This window comes from Rhodococcus oxybenzonivorans (genome assembly GCF_003130705.1).
In the GTDB taxonomy this organism is placed as follows: Bacteria; Actinomycetota; Actinomycetes; order Mycobacteriales; family Mycobacteriaceae; genus Rhodococcus_F; species Rhodococcus_F oxybenzonivorans.
The window spans coordinates 6,312,619-6,329,459 of record NZ_CP021354.1; the positions used below are offsets into that span (position 1 = coordinate 6,312,619).

Here is a 16,841-nt window from a genome sequence, read left to right on the forward strand (position 1 = left end):
CGCTTACCGATCGAGGTGTCAGGGCGTCGATGATCTTCTCGTCGGCGGAGTTGCTGCGCGGCCGGGCGATGTCCCGCCAGTAGACCGGAAGTTCGGCCAGTGCGCGGGCAGAGTCCTGCGCAGCCTCGCTGGAGACGATCGCGGCGCGGGCGACGTACTCGACGAACCCGTCGGCATCCCCCGCTCGGTAGCGGGTCAGGTGGTCGAAGTAGCGGCGGGTGTCGGCGAGCATCACCGACGCCAACGGGACGGTGACCCGGTGGGTCAGGCCGCGACAGGGCACGGCAACGTGTCCGGTCACGCATTTACCGGCAGCGCCAGCACGACCTCCTGCTCGTTCGCGGGAAGGTAGTGGACGTCGAGCACCCGTCCCACCTGCACGTGCGCGACGCTGCGTGAGGGCAGGAACTTCTCGACGCGGGTGGTGAACGTCGATCCGTCGGGTCGGCTGACTACCAGGCCGAGGTGCACCTTGGGATGCCCGTTGCGAATTTCCCCCGGAACGCTGAGCGACTGCACCACCGCCTGGGCCGCGACTCCCCGCGCGGCGATGTCGAGCTTGTCCACAGAGGTGATGCCCTGCCGGATCATGGTGTGATTCCACGCTTCGGTGGCCGCGGCGGTGTCGCCGGAGCGGTCGATCTCGACCTTGTCCGTGCGCCCCGGCACGTACCGCACGGGTAACACGACACCAGGCCGGAGCAGCGCCAGTTCAGTAAGCGGCACAATCATTTTCGCGTGCGACTCGAATGTCTTGCCGTCGGCATCCTCGACACCGAGATCGATTCGGACCTCCGGCTGATCGTTGAGGGTCATCCCGGTCTGCCGCACTGCGCGCACGGTACCGATCCCAACCGACCCGTTGCGGAACGCTGCGCTGTTCGTGCCGGTCAGTGCCGCCATCACGCTGTCGCCGGTGAAGGCGAAAACCATGATGAGGAGGGTCGTCGCGAGGATCGGCCAGATCATCTGCGGCCCGACCCAGGCGAGACCTTCGATCCCGTAGTCCGTTGCCCCCCGGTTACCGAGGCCGTACCAGAGGTAGTAGCCGACGGAACCGACGAAGAACGAGAGTGCTGTGATGCGCAGGATCTTGTTCATGATGTTCCCATTCGATACGTGTGGTTGGTGAGGGCAGTGCCCCGGCGCGCGCGAATCCCGCTGTTGCAGAATCTGTCCGAGACTCGCGCGCGCCGTGGTGATTGCGGTGTGCGGCTCAGCCGCCGACGATGGTGGAGCACGCGAAGGTGAGGTCGAACTTCGCCGTGGTCGGCGCGGTCGGATTGCTCATGTCGGGAGCGCCGACGCCTTCCCCCGTCACCTTGTACACGTCACCGTCCTTCACAACCGTCGCGGTGCCGCCGGGCATTCCCTGTCCGAATCCGAGGGCGTAGGGCAGCCCGTTGGACCCGCCCTTGCTGCCGGCGATTCCGACGGCCTGCACGGTGTCGGTGCCGGTGATGGTCGCGCTCACGGCCAGGTCCCCGTACGTGGCATTGCCGGTGTCGGCGAGAGCCAGCGCCAGGGTGTCACCCTGCTTGGCGCAGGTGGCGTCGAACTTGGCGTCCAACGCCTTCCCGTCGATGACGGCCGCGGACGCCCCGGCCGGACTCGCGGCGTTCGACGTCTCCGAGGCGACCGTGGGGGCGTCGGAGCTGTCATTGGACCCTTCGCTGTCACTGCAACCCGAGAGCAGCAGGGCTGCAGCCGCAACCGCGACGACGCCCGCGGTGTATGCGCGCTTCGGCTGAGTCCGAACGATCTTGTTCATGATCCGTCCTTCACATGTCGTGAGGGGCGCTCGGCGCCCGTCTCCGATCTCTTCGGCCCGCGGTGTGGGGCCGATGGCTAAAAGGTATGGACGGCCCGCGCCCTACCGATCCCAGATTTCTGCCGACCTCCGCCGAGCGCACCTGCGGTAGCCTGCTCGAATGCGGACGGGAGCGAGGGGGGCGACGGCTACTCGGCGACCCCGCGCCATGGTCCTGGACGAGGTGTGGCGGGAACTGGACGGCGTCGAACCGCTCAGCGGCCCGGACGGCGGGCCGCTCAGCCGCACAGTCAAACTCATCCTCGATCCGCTGGTGATTCGCCCCGTGCAGAACCCGGCGTGCGCCGGTCCGGTCGTCTCCTCCGACGGCGCGGAGCTTCTGGCCACACGCCTGCATGCCTCCGCTGATCTGCTGCGTGCCACGGCAGCATGGTTCACTCTGCTCAAGCGGGTCCGCCGTGCACTACGGGTCACCGAGGGCAATCCGCAGGACCTGTACTTTCAGCGCTGTTTCGAGCTGGCCACCACGGCCGGTCCGCCGGATCCTGACCGCGGCGAGTCGATCGCGGCAGACACCCTGCGCGACGTGCACGAATACTCGGCCGGACGCACCACCCAGGCGTTGAAAGCCCATATCACCGACCCATCGCGGGCCCGGCAACTCACGGCACTCATCGATCTCGCCTGGGGCCGGCGACCGCTCTCGCGCGTCGCTCTCGAGGACGACACCTGGAAGATCAAGGCACTTCTCGACGCCTGCCCCGGCGCACGGCTCGATGAATCGGACGACTCCGGTCAGTGCGTGTTCGACGGGTTGGTCTCCGGTTCCGCCGGAACCCACTTCGGAATTGCGCTGTGGACACCCGCCCATGCGTACACGGCTCACGAGCTGGGATTGACCACACATCCGGTGCCTGGGGCGCCCGTCCTGGGAATGTCTGCATCCACCGCGGCACTGGGGCTTCCCTTCGACCGCACCGTCCACGAACGTGTTTTCACAGTGCTGCGCGCCTCGAGTGAGCGAGCCGAACTTCCGCCCGTCGCCGAGTTGGTCACGACCGAGATCGCGCGGAGTTGCTCGCCGTGGGCTCTGCTCGACGAGTCGTTGCGGGTGATTGCGACCGCGGGGGCCACGCTGGCCGTAGATTTACGGCCGATCGGGGCCGGTGATCGTGGTCCTGCGGCAGACACGGCCTCGAGCCGGGTGATCAACGGCCGCTGGCAGCGCGAGGCGTATGTGCTGCAGGCCCGCCGGCTCGCGCTGAGCACCGACGACCAGTCTCTGCCCGACACCAATCCGCTTGCCGCCATCGCCGCCGAACTCCGGAAGCCGTGGCAGCCGTACCTGCGGCGCCTGTGGGTGCGCTTGCACGGCCGCGATGCCCGGGAGTTGTCGGTGCACACACTCGACGAGGTGTGGGACCTCCTCGACGGCGTCGCCCGATCGGTCATCCTCGACCACCGGATGCGGGTCAAGCAGGCACTGAGCGTGCTGCCGCTCGCCGACTCCACCGATTCGTCCCGATCGCGGGCAAGCTGATGCCCGACTCGGTGACGGTACGGGCGGTAGCGGGAGACCTCTGGGTAATCACTCCTGGCGACGCCCCCAGTGTTCTGGACGACGACCCGGGTATCGACGTTGCCGTCCTGGAGGTCGCCGGTGGTCATCTCAGCTGGAGTGTGCTCACCGAGCCCGCCCCGCCCACCGCCGTGATCGACGACGTCACCTCCGCGCAGGACTGGGTGTGGGCGCTGTACGGCGAGGCAGTCGCCCTGGCGCTGGCCGAGCCCGCAGTCGCCCTGGCGCCGGCCGAGCCCGGTGGGTCTGTGCACGAGGTCGAATACAGGCCGGCACGCCCGCGTCTGGCCGCGAATGTTCGGCGACTCGCCTTCGCGCTGTGGGCCGCACGCTGGTGGCCGGCCTCGACGATCGATGCCATACCAGCCCTCGACGACGCCCTGCTGGACCGTGACATCGCCGGACTTGTCGACGACTGCGAGTCGGTGGTCGCCGGCGCCGACGCAGTCCTCATGGCCGTGCCACCGCGGTCGGCAGGAAACTCCGCGCGCGCGGAGGATTACGCACTCGCGGCCGGCACTGCGACGGCGGTCCGGGCCGGCACCCTCGTGCTGGCGCGGGGGACGGGCGGAACCGATTGGCGCCGTTGCCCTCCCGGCCTGATCGACGCATCCGAACGGGCAGTGTCCTGGGAGGTGCAGCGGGTCGCCGGCACCACCAGCGTGCGCGTGGCAGTGGTGGGAGCGCCGAATCTGGCCGGGGCCGTGGCCACACACCTACGGCCACGCGCGACCGTGGCCGGCGCCGATCCAGTCCACACCGCCGACGTCGAACTACACCTGATCGGCGACACCTGGGTCGGCGACACCGACGCCCCACCAGGATCGGAACAAGGGGTCACCGTGAACGTCTACCTGCCTGGCTTCGGCGGAAACCTCCACCCGGCACTCGGCGGGCGCGACGTCCGCGATCGAATCCGCGACCTCGCGCGACAGCGACTCCAGCGCGCCGCGGCACCGGATTCGGACGACGACAGCGACGTGCCCCTGCTCGCCGAGATCGACGCCGCTGCCTCGGAATCGGATTTCTGACATGACGGATTCCTTGTCACCGGACGAAGCCCGTGAACTGCTCGCCGTAGGCGGCGCCGCCTACGGTCGCGGTGATCTCACGGCAGCGCTGGCGACCTTCGAGCAGGTTGCGCGCAGCACCACCGGTGATCTACGGATCAGCGCAATGATCAACGCCGCGAGCATGTCAGACGAGTTGGGTGACCACGCTTCGGCCGTCGACCGCTATCACGAGGCCCTCGCTGCCATGCCGGCCGACGCCCGCAGGATTCGGCCCGCCGCGTTGATCAATCTGTCCCAGGCCCTCCAGCACGTGGGCGACCTCGACGGTGCGCAGACGGCCCTCGAGCAAGCGCGCTCCCTGCTCACGGACGCCGCCGACGACTTCGAGGACCTCCGCGTCCCGTGCCTGTTGTCGTTGACGGCCGTTGCCATCCACCGTCAGCAATGGGCCTACGCAGCCGACCTGGCCCACGAGTCACTGGAAGCCGCAGTACGTTCCGCGCCGAATCTCGCTGGTCACCCGTTGATGAATCTGGCGGCCGTCCATTTCGAGACCGGACGCTTCGACCTCGCCGACGACTTCGCCGGCCAGGCGCTTGCCGCCTTCGACGAGGCCGGTGACAGCAACGCCTTCGCCGAAACACAGCAGAATCTGGGGATCATGCGCGCCCGGTCGGGGCGTCACGAGGATGCCGAGCCACTGCTGCTGGAAAGCCAGAGGTACTTCGAGCAGGCCGGTGTCGGACATCGGGTGGGGATCGGGCTGAAGGTGCTGGCGTTTGTGGCGGAGGGACGCGACCAGACAGAACGTGCGAGCGCGCTCTACCGGCGCAGCGTCGAACACTTCGCGGAGTCCGGGGCCGTACTCGATGTCGCGGACGTCAACACTCGCCTGGCGACACTGGCTTTCAGCACCGGCCGCCGAGACGAGGGTGAGGCCCTGCTGGCTTCCGCTGTCGAAACCTATGCCGAACTGGGCCTCGGATTGCACTGCGCACAGGTCGACGTCTGGCACGCGACGCTGTTGGAAGCGGCGCTGAACGTCGACCCCGACGGGGCGCTGCACAAACGAGCCGTCGACCTCGCGGTGCCCGCGGCCCTCACCATCGACGCCGTCCGCTACTCCCTTCCCAACGGGTTTCAGCGCGAGCAGTGGAACCGGCACGTCGCGGACCCGGCCATGGCGTTGGCCTTCCGCCTCTCCTACGGTTGCGGTGACGCCCTTCTCGTCAGTGATCTCATCGAGGTGCACTGCGCGGGAACAGCACTCGACATCGGCCGCTCCACCGGCAGCGCGGCGCCGACGTTGCCACTCGTGATGCCCGACCTTCCCGACCGCACTCCCGACGTGTCGACCGCACTCCACCTCGGTGCCGCGCTGGCCGGGGTCGCCGCGGGTGCCGGCCTTCCTGTTTCGCTGCCACCGCACCTCACGATGTCAGTCGGTGGCCGTGTTGCGCTCGAGCCGTACATCGCGGAGGCCGAGAAGCGGTACGGGCGGCCGATTCGCGACAGCCGATCGGTTCCGGCGTGGTGATGTCGGGGCGTCCCACCGTCTTCGTGCGGATGGCCGACGCGGGAGACCTGTATACGTCGTGGCGGTGGTCGAACGACACCTATCCCGGTGGAGTCTCGGTCGTCACCGCGACACAAGTGGACGAGACTCTCGCCGCACTGACACCCGCGTTGCCCGATGCCGCTGATCCGAAGAGTCTCGAACACGTTCTGACGGCCGGCGCCCTGGCCACATACGACGCGGAGCATGCACTGGCGCAGCAGCTTTCGCGAACATTTCTCCCATTCGGTCTCGCTGCCCAACTGTACGAGTTGTACACCCGCGGGGTTCGGCCTCACATCCGGATCCAGCCGTCACCTCGCGTCGCGCAGGTTCCGTGGGAACTGATCGCGCCGGACGCCCACCTGCGCCTGATCGATATTGCCGACGTCAGCCTGCTCGCACCACTGAGTATCGTCCACGCCCCCGGGCGCGTCCCGCGCTCTTGGCTCGACACGCGCCAGCTGCCCGTCGTCGCCGTCCTCGATCCACGGGTGCCGGGATATCGCGCGGATTCCGTGCTCGGCTCGGTGCTGGGCCGGATGTCCGGTGACGCTCCCCTGTCCCGTCAGGTCGGCGCCTATGCCGAGCAGAACAGGCTCCTACCGAACGTGACCGGCCCCGCCGACCTGTTCCGCCGAGAGGACGTAGACCGGGATTGGCTGGGCGACGCGCTCCGGGGCGGTGCCAGCCGCCTGATCTACGTCGGCCATGTGACCGCAGCGGCGCCCGAGTCGGGCCAGAGCGAGCACGCCGAACTGCATCTGGCGTGCCGGGCGGAAACCATCGGGTTCGCGGAGGCGATGCGGGCACACCGACCGCTGTCGGCGAAGGATCTACTGCTGGGAACGCACACCCTGACCGACGATCCCGTGGCGGGACCCGAGTTGTGGCCCATCCCGAGCAGGGTCGCCCTGATCGCCTGCGAGAGCGGCGGTGACCTCCGCTTCGGCGAGGCGCTGGGGCTGGTCTCGGCGATGATCAGCGGTGGTGCCGAACTGGTCACCGCCACTCGATGGGCTCTGCCCACCGACCTCGCCTTCGAACGCCTGGCCGGCGCAGATCCGCGAGAGCGTCCCCTACAGTCGGCCATGTGTTCCGTCGATTCCGCGCACGAGAAACCGGACGCGGTGAGCGCGCTCTGCGACTGGCAACGGGAGCGGTCGGCGGCGTGGCGAGAAGAGCGGGCCATCGTCGACTCACCGGTGCTGTGGGGAGCGTTCGCGACGGTGTCCACCGAAACCGACCCACTGCTGCCCTGATCGGTAGTGCCGTGATCCGGTGCTGCACGGATCCGGGGTCGAGGGACTGCTCTTCGCTGTACCGTCGGTGTGTCGGATCGCCACGAGAAACAATTTCTGCACAAAGAAGGAGCTTCGCCATGGCCTCACGTCTCAACCCGTACATCAGCTTCGGCGGCAACGCACGAGAGGCGATGGAATTCTACAAGGAGGTGTTCGGCGGTTCGCTGTCGATCAACACCTTCGGAGAATTCGGTGCCCCCGACACCGAAAGCAGCGACAAGATCATGCACTCGCTGCTCGAAGCCGACAACGGATTCGTGCTGATGGGCGCCGACACCCCTCCCGGGATGCCGCACAATCCCGGTGACAACATCGCGGTGAGTCTTTCCGGCGACGACGCCGACGAACTGCGCGGATACTGGACAAAGCTGTCGGAGAACGGCACGGTATCCGTCCCCCTCGAGAAGCAGATGTGGGGCGACGAGTTCGGCGCATGCGTAGACCGATTCGGCATCTCCTGGATGGTGAACATCACGCAGCCGCAGTGATGCGGAGGTGCGCAACCGTGGATTTTTTCCCCGCCAGGAAGCCGAACGTCCGCAAATGCACTCGTTCCGCGTCGGAGGATGGCAGTATGGGTGGTACGACCGGACCTCGATATGAGCGTTCGGCGGACAGTTGCAGGGAGTTAACGGTATGGCGCAGGGTGTTGTGAAGTGGTTCAACAGCGAAAAGGGATTCGGGTTCATCGCACCGGATGACGGCAGCGCCGACCTTTTCGTTCACTACTCGGAGATCTCGGGCAGCGGCTACAAGTCGCTCGACGAGAACCAGCGTGTGGAGTTCGAGGTCGGCCAGGGACAGAAGGGCCCGCAAGCCCAGAACGTGCATCCCGTCTAAGGATCCAGACGTAACGCAAGGCCGCATCCGATCGTTTCGGGTGCGGCCTTCGCACGTTACGGCGAGGCCTCGAGACGCCTCCTTCCCGGTGCGGGGTGGGGTACCGAATCGTGATGCAGTGCACTCGTATGCCGGGCGGCAAGTGGGTACTCATCCGGTGGTCGTCGCACGATCACGAACGACCGGGCTCCCATGGAGGTGACAGCCGTGAACTTGTACTATCCGCTGGTCATTGTGCTGTATGTAGTGTCGGCCCTGTTGCAGGGCAATCTCGGGACCATTTTCTGAGCGCGACACATCCGTCGTTCCCGAGGCGGATCAGTGGCCCGGCTCAGCGCACGAACACTGCCGCCTTGTCTGCGATATCGAGCGCCGTCTGCGGAAGAATGCCCAGCACGATGGTGACCACCACGGAGACGGTGACGGCGGCGGTGGTCAGCACGCTGGGGATCACCACGGTGGGCGCGTCGTCCCCTGGCTCCGAGAAGAACATCAGCACGATGACGCGCACGTAGAAGAATGCCGCAATGGCGCTGCTCACCACGCCGACGAGGACCAGCGGGGTGGCGCCGCCCTCGATCGCGGCCTGAAAGACCGCGAACTTGCCGACGAACCCACTGGTCAAGGGGATACCGGCGAAAGCGAGCAGGAACATCGCAAACACCACCCCGACGAGGGGTGAACGTCTACCCAATCCCGCCCAACGCGACATCTCTGTGACCTCTCCGTCGGCGTCCCGGACGAGGGTGACCACCGCGAAGGCGCCCAGGGTGCTGAAACCGTAGGCGAGGAGGTAGAACATCGTCGACGACAACCCGGCGTCATTGGCGGCGATGAGACCCGTGAGGATGAAGCCGGCGTGCGTAATCGACGAGTACGCGAGCATGCGTTTCACGTCGGTCTGAGACACCGCCAGGACGGCACCGACGACCATGGTGAGGATCGCGACCACCCACAGCATGGGCCGCCAGTCGTCGCGGAGACCGGGGAGTGCGACATAGACGATGCGGAGCATCGCGCCGAAGGCCGCAATCTTGGTAGCAGCCGCCATGAACGCGGTGATCGAGGTAGGAGCACCCTGGTAAACGTCCGGTATCCACGAATGAAACGGCACCGCACCGACTTTGAACAACAAGCCGACCGCGAGCAGTCCGGTGCCGATCAGGGCCAGCCCCTCGTTTCCGGAACGGTCGGCGACGGCATCGGCGATTCCCGCCAGCTGGACGGTCCCGGCGTAGCCGTAGAGCAGTGCCACCCCGTAGAGAAAGAACGCCGAGGAGAAGGCGCCGAGGAGGAAGTACTTGAGCGCAGCCTCCTGGGACAGCAGGCGACGGCGGCGGGCCAGTCCGCACAGCAGGTACAGCGGCAGCGACAGCACCTCCAGCGCGACGAACATGGTGAGAAGGTCGCCCGCAGCGGGAAAGAGCAGCATCCCGCCGATCGCGAGCAGCGTGAGGGGGAAGACCTCGGTCTGGGCGGCACCCGCCTCCTCGGCCTCCCGTTCGGCTGCGCTCCCGGGAAGGGCCGCCGCTTGAGGGGCGAAGGCATCCGCCACCACGTCGTCGTCGGCAGTAGACCGGCCGGCACTCACCGCCACACCGGCCGACATCCGCATCCGGTCGAGCCCTCGCTCGGCAATCAGCAGTATTGCCGGAATCGAGACCAGCAGAATGGTTCCTTGCAGGAACAGGGTGGGTCCGTCGATGATCACGGCGCCCATGACCGCGGAGCTACGTGTTCCCGCGAGCAGGACGACAGCAACGAATGCCGCCGCGAGACCACCGAGGCTGAGAACGAGATGACTCGTGTACCGGGCCCGGCGCGGCAGGAAGGCCTCGACGAGCACGGCGGCCACGGCGACGCCGAACACGATGAGCATCGGGGAAAGCTGGCCGTACTCGATGTCCGGGGTGGGCAGCGCCGGACTCTGGGCGAGGAAGGCGTCGGAACGCCCGACCCAAGATGTACGAGCACTCATGGGTGAGTACCTCCGTCCGGTGCCTGCTCGGCTACAGAGCCGCTGCGGGGGTCGGTGGGAACAGTGGGCGCCGGGTCCTGCCGGTCGATCGTCGTGAGGATCTGACCGACGGCGGGGGTGATCACGTCCAGGGCGGGCTTGGGATACACACCGAGGATGATCAGGAGAGCGATGAGGGGTGCGACCACAGCGAGTTCACGGGGCACGAGGTCCCGAACCTTCTCATTGTCCTCGGTGATCGGCCCGGTCATCATCCGCTGGTACAGCCACAGCACGTAGACGGCGGAGAGGACGAGTGCACCGGCCGCGAATACGGCGGCAACCTGGTATCGCGGGTACGTGCCGACGAGGACGAGGAACTCACTGACGAACGGTGCCAGCCCGGGCAGAGACAGCGTCGCGAGGCCGGCGACGAGGAAGGTACCGGCCAGAACGGGTGCCACCTTCTGTACGCCGCCGTAGGCGTCGATGAGGCGCGTGCCGCGGCGGGAGATCAGGAATCCGGCGATGAGGAACAATGCGGCAGTCGAGATTCCGTGGTTGACCATGTAGAGCGTCGAGCCGGCCTGACCCTGACTGGTCATGGCGAAGATGCCGAGGATGATGAACCCGAAATGCGAGATCGACGTGTACGCGATCAGCCGCATCATGTCGGTCTGGCCGATGGCGAGCACCGCACCGTAGAGGATGCCGATGACCGCCAGCGTGGCGATCAGTGGCGCGAACGTCGCGGACGCCTCGGGGAAGAGTTGGAGGCAGTACCGCAGCATCGCGAAGGTGCCCACCTTGTCGACGACGGCCATCATCAGCACCGCGCTCGCCGGTGTCGCCTCCACGGCCGCGTCGGGGAGCCAGGAGTGGAACGGCCACAGCGGCGCCTTGACGGCGAAGGCGAACATGAACCCGAGGAACAGGGCATTGAGCACGGCGGGGTCGGCACCGAGTTCCCCCGCGGATGCGGCTGCCACGACCTCTCTGAAGTCGAAGGTTCCGGTGCCCCCGTCGGCGGTCACGACATAGAGGCCGATCACTGCGGCGAGCATGATCAGGCCACCGAACAGGTTGTACAACAGGAACTTCACCGCGGCATACGAGCGGCGTGCCCCGCCGAAACCCCCGATGAGGAAGTACATCGGGATGAGCATCGCCTCGAAGAACACGTAGAAGAGCAGGATGTCGAGGGCGGTGAACGACACCAGCACCATCGCCTCGACCATCAGGATCAGCGCCACATACGTATGGGCCACCCGCCGCTGCGTGTAGTCGGGGGCGTCGTGGCCGTCGTTCCAGCCCGCTAGGAGCAGCAGCGGTACCAGCACCGCGGTCAACAGCACCAACACAAGCGCGATGCCGTCCAGGCCCAGCGTGTATCCGGTACCGAATGCCGGTATCCACGAATGGGACTCGACGAACTGGTACTGCTCGCCGCCCGCATCGAATCCGACCGCGAGCCCGCACGCGAGGACGAGAACGGCCACCGAAACACCCAGTGCAATCGACTTCGCGAGGTGCCGTCTGGGCGCAGGCATTGCCAGAACCACACCGGCGCCGACCATCGGCAGCAGCCACAGGACCGTCAGCCAGGGAAAGTTGTTCACCACAGCCTCACCAGCATCATCGTGGCGACCACGAGTGCCGCACCTGTGAACATGGACAGTGCGTACGACCGGACGAACCCGGTCTGCAGACGCCTGATCAACCCCGACCCCCCACTCACTGCGGCGGCGAAGCCGTTGACCACCCCGTCGACGCCCTTGTTGTCGAAGTACAGCAGTAGCCGGGTCAGGTGCTGGCCGGGGCGCATCACCATCGCCTCGTTGACCGTGTCACCGTAGAGGTCGTTGCGTGCGGCGACGGTCAGCGGGGACACCGCCACCGGCGCGGTGTCGGGCACTTCTCTTGCGGCATATTGCCGATAGGCCGCGGCAACACCGGCGAGTACGACCACCAGGATGAGGACGGTCATCATCCACACCGGGATCGCTGCTTCCTCGTGGTGAGCGCCGACGACCGGCTCCAGCCAATTCACCAACGACGACCCGATGGCCAGCGCCGCACCGGAACCGACCGAACCGACCGCCAGGACGATCATCGGAATCGTCATGACCCGGGGTGACTCGTGCGGATGTGCGTCGGCCGCCCAGCGCCGATCCCCGAAGAAGGTCAGCAGCATGACTCGGGTCATGTAGAAGGCAGTGATTCCGGCGCCGAGCAGTGCGGCGGTCCCGAGGATCACGCCCTTGACACCCCCGGCAGCGAAGGCCACCTCGATGATCGGGTCCTTGGCGAAAAATCCGGCGAAAGGCGGAATTCCGATGATCGCCAGGTATCCGAGACCGAACGTTGCGAAGGTGATCGGCATGACGGTGCGGAGTCCGCCGAAGCGGCGCATATCGGTCTCGTCGTTCATGGCGTGCATCACCGATCCGGCTCCGAGAAACAGTCCGGCCTTGAAGAAGCCGTGGGCCAGCAGCAGCATGATCGCGAATGCGTATCCGGCCGGACCGAGTCCGGCGGCCAGCACCATGTATCCGATTTGACTCATGGTGGAGGCGGCCAGCGCCTTCTTGATGTCATCCTTGGCGCAGCCGATGATCGCCCCGAACAGCAGGGTGGCGGCTCCGACGGTGACGACGGCCAATTGAGCGGTGGGTGCCAGGTCGAAGATCGGCCCGGACCGGACGATGAGGTAGACACCGGCGGTGACCATGGTGGCAGCGTGGATGAGGGCCGACACGGGTGTGGGGCCCTCCATGGCGTCGCCGAGCCACGATTGCAGCGGCAGCTGCGCCGACTTGCCGCAGGCGGCGAGTAGAAGCGTCAATCCGATTGCTGTGCTGATGTTCTGACCCGCAGCCTCCGCGCCGCCGAAGACCCCGGCGAAGGAGATCGTGCCGAAGGTCGCGAACATGATCATCATCGCGACGGCCAACCCCATGTCGCCCACCCGGTTGACCACGAAAGCCTTCTTCGCGGCGGTCGCTGCCGTCGGCTTGTACTGCCAGAAGCCGATGAGCAGATAGGAGGCGAGACCGACGCCCTCCCAGCCCACATACAGGCCGAGGTAATTGTCGGCGAGCACGAGCAGGAGCATCGCGGCGAGGAACAGGTTGAGGTAGGCGAAGAACAGGCGTCGACCAGGCGCGGAGCCGGCGGAGTGCCCGAGGTGATCAGGCGCGGAGCCGGCGGAGTGCCCGAGGTGATCAGGCGCGGAGCCGGCGGAGTGCCCGAGGTGATCAGGCGCGGAGCCGGCGGAGTGCCCGAGGTGATCAGGCGCGGGGCCGGTGGTGCGCCCGAGGTGATCAGGCGCGGGGCCGGTGGTGCGGCCGGCGGGGTCGGGGCCGTGTGCCATGTATCCGATGGAATAGATATGAATCAGCGAACCGACGCCGGTGATCAGCAACACGAAGCAGATGGACAGCTGGTCGAGTTGGAGTCCGAAGTCGACTTGTAGGCCGGCCACCGGAACCCAGCTGAACAGGTTTTGGTGTACCGCACGATCGGCTTCGTCCGTGCCCAGCATGTCGGCGAAGAGCGCAAGTCCCAGCACGAAGGCGGCCAGCGCGGTCCCGCACCCGAGCAGGTGTCCCCACTTGTTGCTGCGGCGGCCTGTCAGGAGCAGCACGGCAGCACCGAAGAGCGGTAGTGCGGGCAGCAGCCAGACCAGCGACGCAATCCCCCCACTCATGTCAGTACCTCAGCAGGTTGGCGTCGTCGACCGAGGCCGATCGGCGCGAGCGGAAGATGGTCATGATGATCGCCAGTCCGACCACCACTTCGGCCGCTGCGACGACCATGGTGAAGAACGCGAAGACTTGCCCGTCGAGGTTGCCGTGCATCCGGGAGAAGGTGACGAAGGCCAGGTTGGTGGCGTTGAGCATCAGCTCGATGCACATGAACACGACGATGGCGTTGCGTCGGAGAAGCACCCCCGCCGCGCCGATCGTGAACAGCAGGGCGGACAGATACAGGTAGTTTTCCGGGTTCATCGTGTGCCCTCCTCACCGAACGCTGTGGACTGTGCCGGCGGGATACTCTCGCCGTTGTTCTCATCGGGCACGGCTCCGATGGGGTGACGTCCGCGCTGGTGAAGCACCCGGCTGACCGACAGCCGTGAATACGAACCGTCCGGCAGCAGGGCCGGCATGTCGACGGCGTTGTGCCGGGCATAGACACCAGGACTCGGCAGTGGGGTGACGTGGGCGTCGGGGGTGTCGCCGACGGTCCGTTCCGCCCATCGACGGAAGCGGTCCTGCGACAACTCACGCTGCCCCTTGCGGGTGTCGAACCGCTCGCGATGCGCCAGCACCATGGCGCCGATGGTTGCGGTGATCAGCAACGCACCGGTCAGTTCGAAGGCCCAGACGTATTGCAAGAAGATCAGCTCGGCGAGGCCCTCGACATTTCCGCCGGCGTTGGCCTGCTCCAGATCGGTGAAGCCGGGCCCTTCGGCCGAGCGCGCCCACTGCGTCGACGCATTGCCGAGGCCGCCGATCAGGAGGAGTCCGAACCCGATTGCCGCTGCTATCGCGGCGGTCCGCTGGCCTCGTATCGTTTCGACCAGCGAGTCGGACGAGTCGACGCCCACGAGCATGAGCACGAACAGGAACAGCATCATGACGGCGCCGGTGTAGACCACGACCTGCACGACACCGAGAAACAATGCGCCCTGGGCGATGTAGAAGATGGCCAGGATGATCATCGTCATGGCGAGAAAGATGGCCGAGTACACCGCCTTCGGCGCAATGACCATTCCCACAGCACCGATGACCACCACCGCGCCGAGGATCCAGAATTGGACGGCCTCCCCCGTCGACGTCCGGGTTAGGGGCTCCGCGGCCAGGATGGCGGAAGACAGGGAAGTCACCACCGCGCCTCTTCTTTCCTGATCGTCTCGCTCACCTCGACCTGGCGTTCGTCGTCTTCGGCTTCCGCGGCAGGCGTGTCTGCGGACGCCGCCGTCACCGTGCCGCGGTAGTAGTCCTCCGCGGTGGTGCCCGGAGCCATCGGGTGCGGTGGGGCCGTCATGTCCGGCTCGAGAGGCGCGAGTAGCCGGTCCTTGTCGTAGATGAGATCGGCCCGGTTGTCGTCGGCCATCTCGTATTCGTTGGTCATCGTCAGCGCCCGTGTGGGGCACGCTTCGATGCAGAGCCCACAACCGATGCAGCGCAGGTAGTTGATCTGATATACCCGGCCGTACCGCTCACCCGGTGAATAGCGCTCCGACGCCGTGTTGTCGGCACCCTCCACATAGATGGCGTCGGCGGGGCACGCCCAGGCGCACAGTTCGCACCCGATGCACTTCTCCAACCCGTCCGGGTGACGGTTGAGCTGGTGCCGGCCGTGGTAGCGGGGAGCGGTCGGGGTCTTCTCCTCCGGGTAGTACTCGGTATTCGGTTTCTTGAACATCGTCGAGAACGTCACTCCGAAACCGGCAATGGGGTCGAGGAACTTAGACATCGCTGTCCTCCCTGTTCATTCGAGCGGAGCCTGCGGAACGACCCACGGTGACGGGGGTGCGTGGGGGCACCGGTGAGCGCTGGCCGGGCAACGGCGGCACCGGAAAACCTCCGGCCATGGGGTCGAACGTGCTGGCCGCAGGAACGTCTTCTCCGGCTCGGCGGGACGCCTCGTGCTCGGGTACACGGGTTTGCCTGCGTCGGAGCCGGTTCCACAACATGGCGAGCACCACCAGCCCGAGGATCACGCCGGCGGTGACGAGGGCGACCGGCCAGAAGTCGTACCCTTCGTTGCGGAAGGCCCGCTCCGTCGCGACGATCATGATCCATACCAGCGACACCGGTATCAGTATCTTCCAGCCCATGTTCATGAACTGGTCGTAGCGCAGTCGCGGAAGCGTGCCCCGCAACCAGATGAACACGAACAGGAATCCCCAGACTTTCAGGGTGAACCACAGCACGGGCAGCCAGCCCGAATTGGCGCCGTCCCACATGTTGAGGGGCCACGGCGCATGCCAGCCACCGAGGAACAAGGTGGTGGCGAGCGCTGACACCGTCACCATGTTCACGTATTCGGCGAGCATGAACATGGCAAATTTAAGCGAGGAGTACTCGGTGTGGAAACCGCCGACGAGTTCGCCCTCGGCCTCGGGCAGATCGAACGGGGCGCGGTTCGTCTCACCCACCATCGAGGTGACATAAATGAGAAACGAAGGGAGCAAGAGAAATACGTACCAGATGCGGTCTTGCGCCGCCACGATCCCCGACGTGGACATCGTGCCCGCATGCAGGAACACCGCGGCGAACGACAGCGCCATCGCGATCTCGTACGAGATCACTTGCGCGGTCGAGCGCAGCCCACCGAGCAGTGGGTACGTGGAGCCCGACGCCCACCCGGCCAAGACGATCCCGTAGACGCCGACCGACGTGACCGCCAGGACGTAGAGGACCGCCACGGGGAGGTCGGTCAGCTGAAGTGCCGTGCGGTGGCCGAGGATCGAGACTTCCGGGCCGAACGGGATGACGGCGAAGGCCATGAACGCGGGCACCGCGGCGATGATCGGCGCAAGCAGATAAACAGGCTTGTCGACGCCTTTCGGGGTGATGCCCTCCTTCAGCGCCAGCTTGACCCCGTCGGCGAGGCTCTGCAGCATGCCCCCGGGGCCCACCCGATTGGGGCCGATCCGCATCTGCATCCGGGCCATGACCTTGCGCTCGGCAAGGATCGCGATCAGCGGAGTCAGGATGAGGAACACGAAGACGGCGAGGGCCTTCCCGAGGGTCAGCCACCACGGGTCGTGGCCGAACAACGTCGGGTCGGGATATTCGAGCGACAGAACGG

At 66.4% G+C, this 16,841-nt stretch carries 15 protein-coding genes and 1 pseudogene; 6 read left to right on the forward strand and 10 right to left on the reverse strand.

The genetic code is table 11. The annotated features are described in order from the left end of the window. Positions 1-19 precede the first annotated feature (19 nt). The 3 genes and pseudogenes from CBI38_RS29250 to CBI38_RS29260 all read right to left on the reverse strand — a co-directional run. A pseudogene (locus CBI38_RS29250) lies at positions 20-274 on the reverse strand (Fic family protein); the annotation flags it as partial. A gap of 23 nt (positions 275-297) precedes the next feature. Continuing rightward, a complete protein-coding gene (locus CBI38_RS29255; protein WP_109334465.1) occupies positions 298-1,101 on the reverse strand; it encodes a hypothetical protein in 804 nt (267 codons plus the stop codon). Between the two features lie 115 nt (positions 1,102-1,216). Beyond that, complete coding sequence (locus CBI38_RS29260) at positions 1,217-1,771, reverse strand: lipoprotein LpqH (protein ID WP_109334467.1); 555 nt, start codon at positions 1,769-1,771, stop codon at positions 1,217-1,219. A 208-nt stretch (positions 1,772-1,979) separates the two neighbouring features. On the opposite strand from CBI38_RS29260, the gene CBI38_RS29265 reads away from it, so the two are divergent. The 6 genes from CBI38_RS29265 (at position 1,980) to CBI38_RS29290 (ending at position 8,062) form a co-directional block, all read left to right on the forward strand. Then, entirely contained in the window at positions 1,980-3,311 is a 1,332-nt protein-coding gene (locus CBI38_RS29265; RefSeq protein WP_109334469.1) for a hypothetical protein, read from the forward strand. Then, positions 3,311-4,381: a hypothetical protein gene (locus CBI38_RS29270; RefSeq protein WP_109334470.1), complete on the forward strand. Its 1,071-nt coding sequence runs from the start codon at positions 3,311-3,313 to the stop codon at positions 4,379-4,381. The genes CBI38_RS29265 and CBI38_RS29270 overlap by 1 nt, the downstream gene beginning before the upstream one ends. A gap of 1 nt (position 4,382) precedes the next feature. Then, positions 4,383-5,900, forward strand: a complete 1,518-nt coding sequence (locus tag CBI38_RS29275; protein ID WP_109334472.1) for a tetratricopeptide repeat protein — start codon at positions 4,383-4,385, stop codon at positions 5,898-5,900. Then, positions 5,900-7,180, forward strand: coding sequence for a CHAT domain-containing protein (locus tag CBI38_RS29280; protein WP_109335453.1), 1,281 nt, complete (start codon positions 5,900-5,902; stop codon positions 7,178-7,180). The genes CBI38_RS29275 and CBI38_RS29280 overlap by 1 nt, the downstream gene beginning before the upstream one ends. Before the next feature lie 119 nt (positions 7,181-7,299). Next, a complete protein-coding gene (locus tag CBI38_RS29285) occupies positions 7,300-7,710 on the forward strand; it encodes a VOC family protein (protein ID WP_109334474.1) in 411 nt (136 codons plus the stop codon). Positions 7,711-7,858: 148 nt separating this feature from the next. Further along, positions 7,859-8,062 carry a cold-shock protein gene (locus CBI38_RS29290; protein ID WP_109334475.1) on the forward strand — a complete coding sequence of 68 codons (204 nt, stop codon included), beginning with the start codon at positions 7,859-7,861 and terminating at the stop codon, positions 8,060-8,062. Positions 8,063-8,393: 331 nt separating this feature from the next. Here CBI38_RS29290 and nuoN read toward each other — a convergent pair whose 3' ends face one another. From nuoN to nuoH, 7 genes are read right to left on the reverse strand one after another with little or no spacing between them, the layout of a single operon-like run. Further along, positions 8,394-10,040: an NADH-quinone oxidoreductase subunit NuoN gene (nuoN, locus tag CBI38_RS29295; RefSeq protein WP_109334477.1), complete on the reverse strand. Its 1,647-nt coding sequence runs from the start codon at positions 10,038-10,040 to the stop codon at positions 8,394-8,396. Beyond that, positions 10,037-11,638, reverse strand: coding sequence for an NADH-quinone oxidoreductase subunit M (locus tag CBI38_RS29300; RefSeq protein WP_204164845.1), 1,602 nt, complete (start codon positions 11,636-11,638; stop codon positions 10,037-10,039). The genes nuoN and CBI38_RS29300 overlap by 4 nt, the downstream gene beginning before the upstream one ends. After that, positions 11,635-13,728 (reverse strand): NADH-quinone oxidoreductase subunit L, encoded by a 2,094-nt coding sequence (gene nuoL / locus CBI38_RS29305; protein ID WP_109334481.1) that lies wholly within the window; start codon positions 13,726-13,728, stop codon positions 11,635-11,637. Before nuoL ends, CBI38_RS29300 begins: the two co-directional genes overlap by 4 nt. A gap of 1 nt (position 13,729) precedes the next feature. Continuing rightward, complete coding sequence (nuoK, locus tag CBI38_RS29310; RefSeq protein ID WP_109334483.1) at positions 13,730-14,029, reverse strand: NADH-quinone oxidoreductase subunit NuoK; 300 nt, start codon at positions 14,027-14,029, stop codon at positions 13,730-13,732. Further along, positions 14,026-14,910, reverse strand: a complete 885-nt coding sequence (locus CBI38_RS29315) for an NADH-quinone oxidoreductase subunit J (protein WP_109334485.1) — start codon at positions 14,908-14,910, stop codon at positions 14,026-14,028. The genes nuoK and CBI38_RS29315 overlap by 4 nt, the downstream gene beginning before the upstream one ends. Further along, a complete protein-coding gene (nuoI, locus tag CBI38_RS29320) occupies positions 14,904-15,500 on the reverse strand; it encodes an NADH-quinone oxidoreductase subunit NuoI (protein WP_109334487.1) in 597 nt (198 codons plus the stop codon). Before nuoI ends, CBI38_RS29315 begins: the two co-directional genes overlap by 7 nt. After that, positions 15,493-16,836, reverse strand: coding sequence for an NADH-quinone oxidoreductase subunit NuoH (gene nuoH / locus CBI38_RS29325; protein ID WP_109335454.1), 1,344 nt, complete (start codon positions 16,834-16,836; stop codon positions 15,493-15,495). The genes nuoI and nuoH overlap by 8 nt, the downstream gene beginning before the upstream one ends. Positions 16,837-16,841: the final 5 nt, after the last annotated feature.

Bases quoted from the DNA above. Each gene is read 5' to 3' on its own strand.
- CBI38_RS29280 (WP_109335453.1), top strand. From the start codon at position 5,900: ATGTCGGGGCGTCCCACCGTCTTCGTGCGGATGGCCGACGCGGGAGAC.
- nuoN (WP_109334477.1), bottom strand. From the start codon at position 10,040: ATGAGTGCTCGTACATCTTGGGTCGGGCGTTCCGACGCCTTCCTCGCC.
- CBI38_RS29265 (WP_109334469.1), top strand. From the start codon at position 1,980: ATGGTCCTGGACGAGGTGTGGCGGGAACTGGACGGCGTCGAACCGCTC.
- CBI38_RS29255 (WP_109334465.1), bottom strand. From the start codon at position 1,101: ATGAACAAGATCCTGCGCATCACAGCACTCTCGTTCTTCGTCGGTTCC.
- nuoL (WP_109334481.1), bottom strand. From the start codon at position 13,728: ATGAGTGGGGGGATTGCGTCGCTGGTCTGGCTGCTGCCCGCACTACCG.
- CBI38_RS29290 (WP_109334475.1), top strand. From the start codon at position 7,859: ATGGCGCAGGGTGTTGTGAAGTGGTTCAACAGCGAAAAGGGATTCGGG.
- nuoK (WP_109334483.1), bottom strand. From the start codon at position 14,029: ATGAACCCGGAAAACTACCTGTATCTGTCCGCCCTGCTGTTCACGATC.
- CBI38_RS29285 (WP_109334474.1), top strand. From the start codon at position 7,300: ATGGCCTCACGTCTCAACCCGTACATCAGCTTCGGCGGCAACGCACGA.
- CBI38_RS29260 (WP_109334467.1), bottom strand. From the start codon at position 1,771: ATGAACAAGATCGTTCGGACTCAGCCGAAGCGCGCATACACCGCGGGC.
- CBI38_RS29270 (WP_109334470.1), top strand. From the start codon at position 3,311: ATGCCCGACTCGGTGACGGTACGGGCGGTAGCGGGAGACCTCTGGGTA.
- nuoI (WP_109334487.1), bottom strand. From the start codon at position 15,500: ATGTCTAAGTTCCTCGACCCCATTGCCGGTTTCGGAGTGACGTTCTCG.
- CBI38_RS29275 (WP_109334472.1), top strand. From the start codon at position 4,383: ATGACGGATTCCTTGTCACCGGACGAAGCCCGTGAACTGCTCGCCGTA.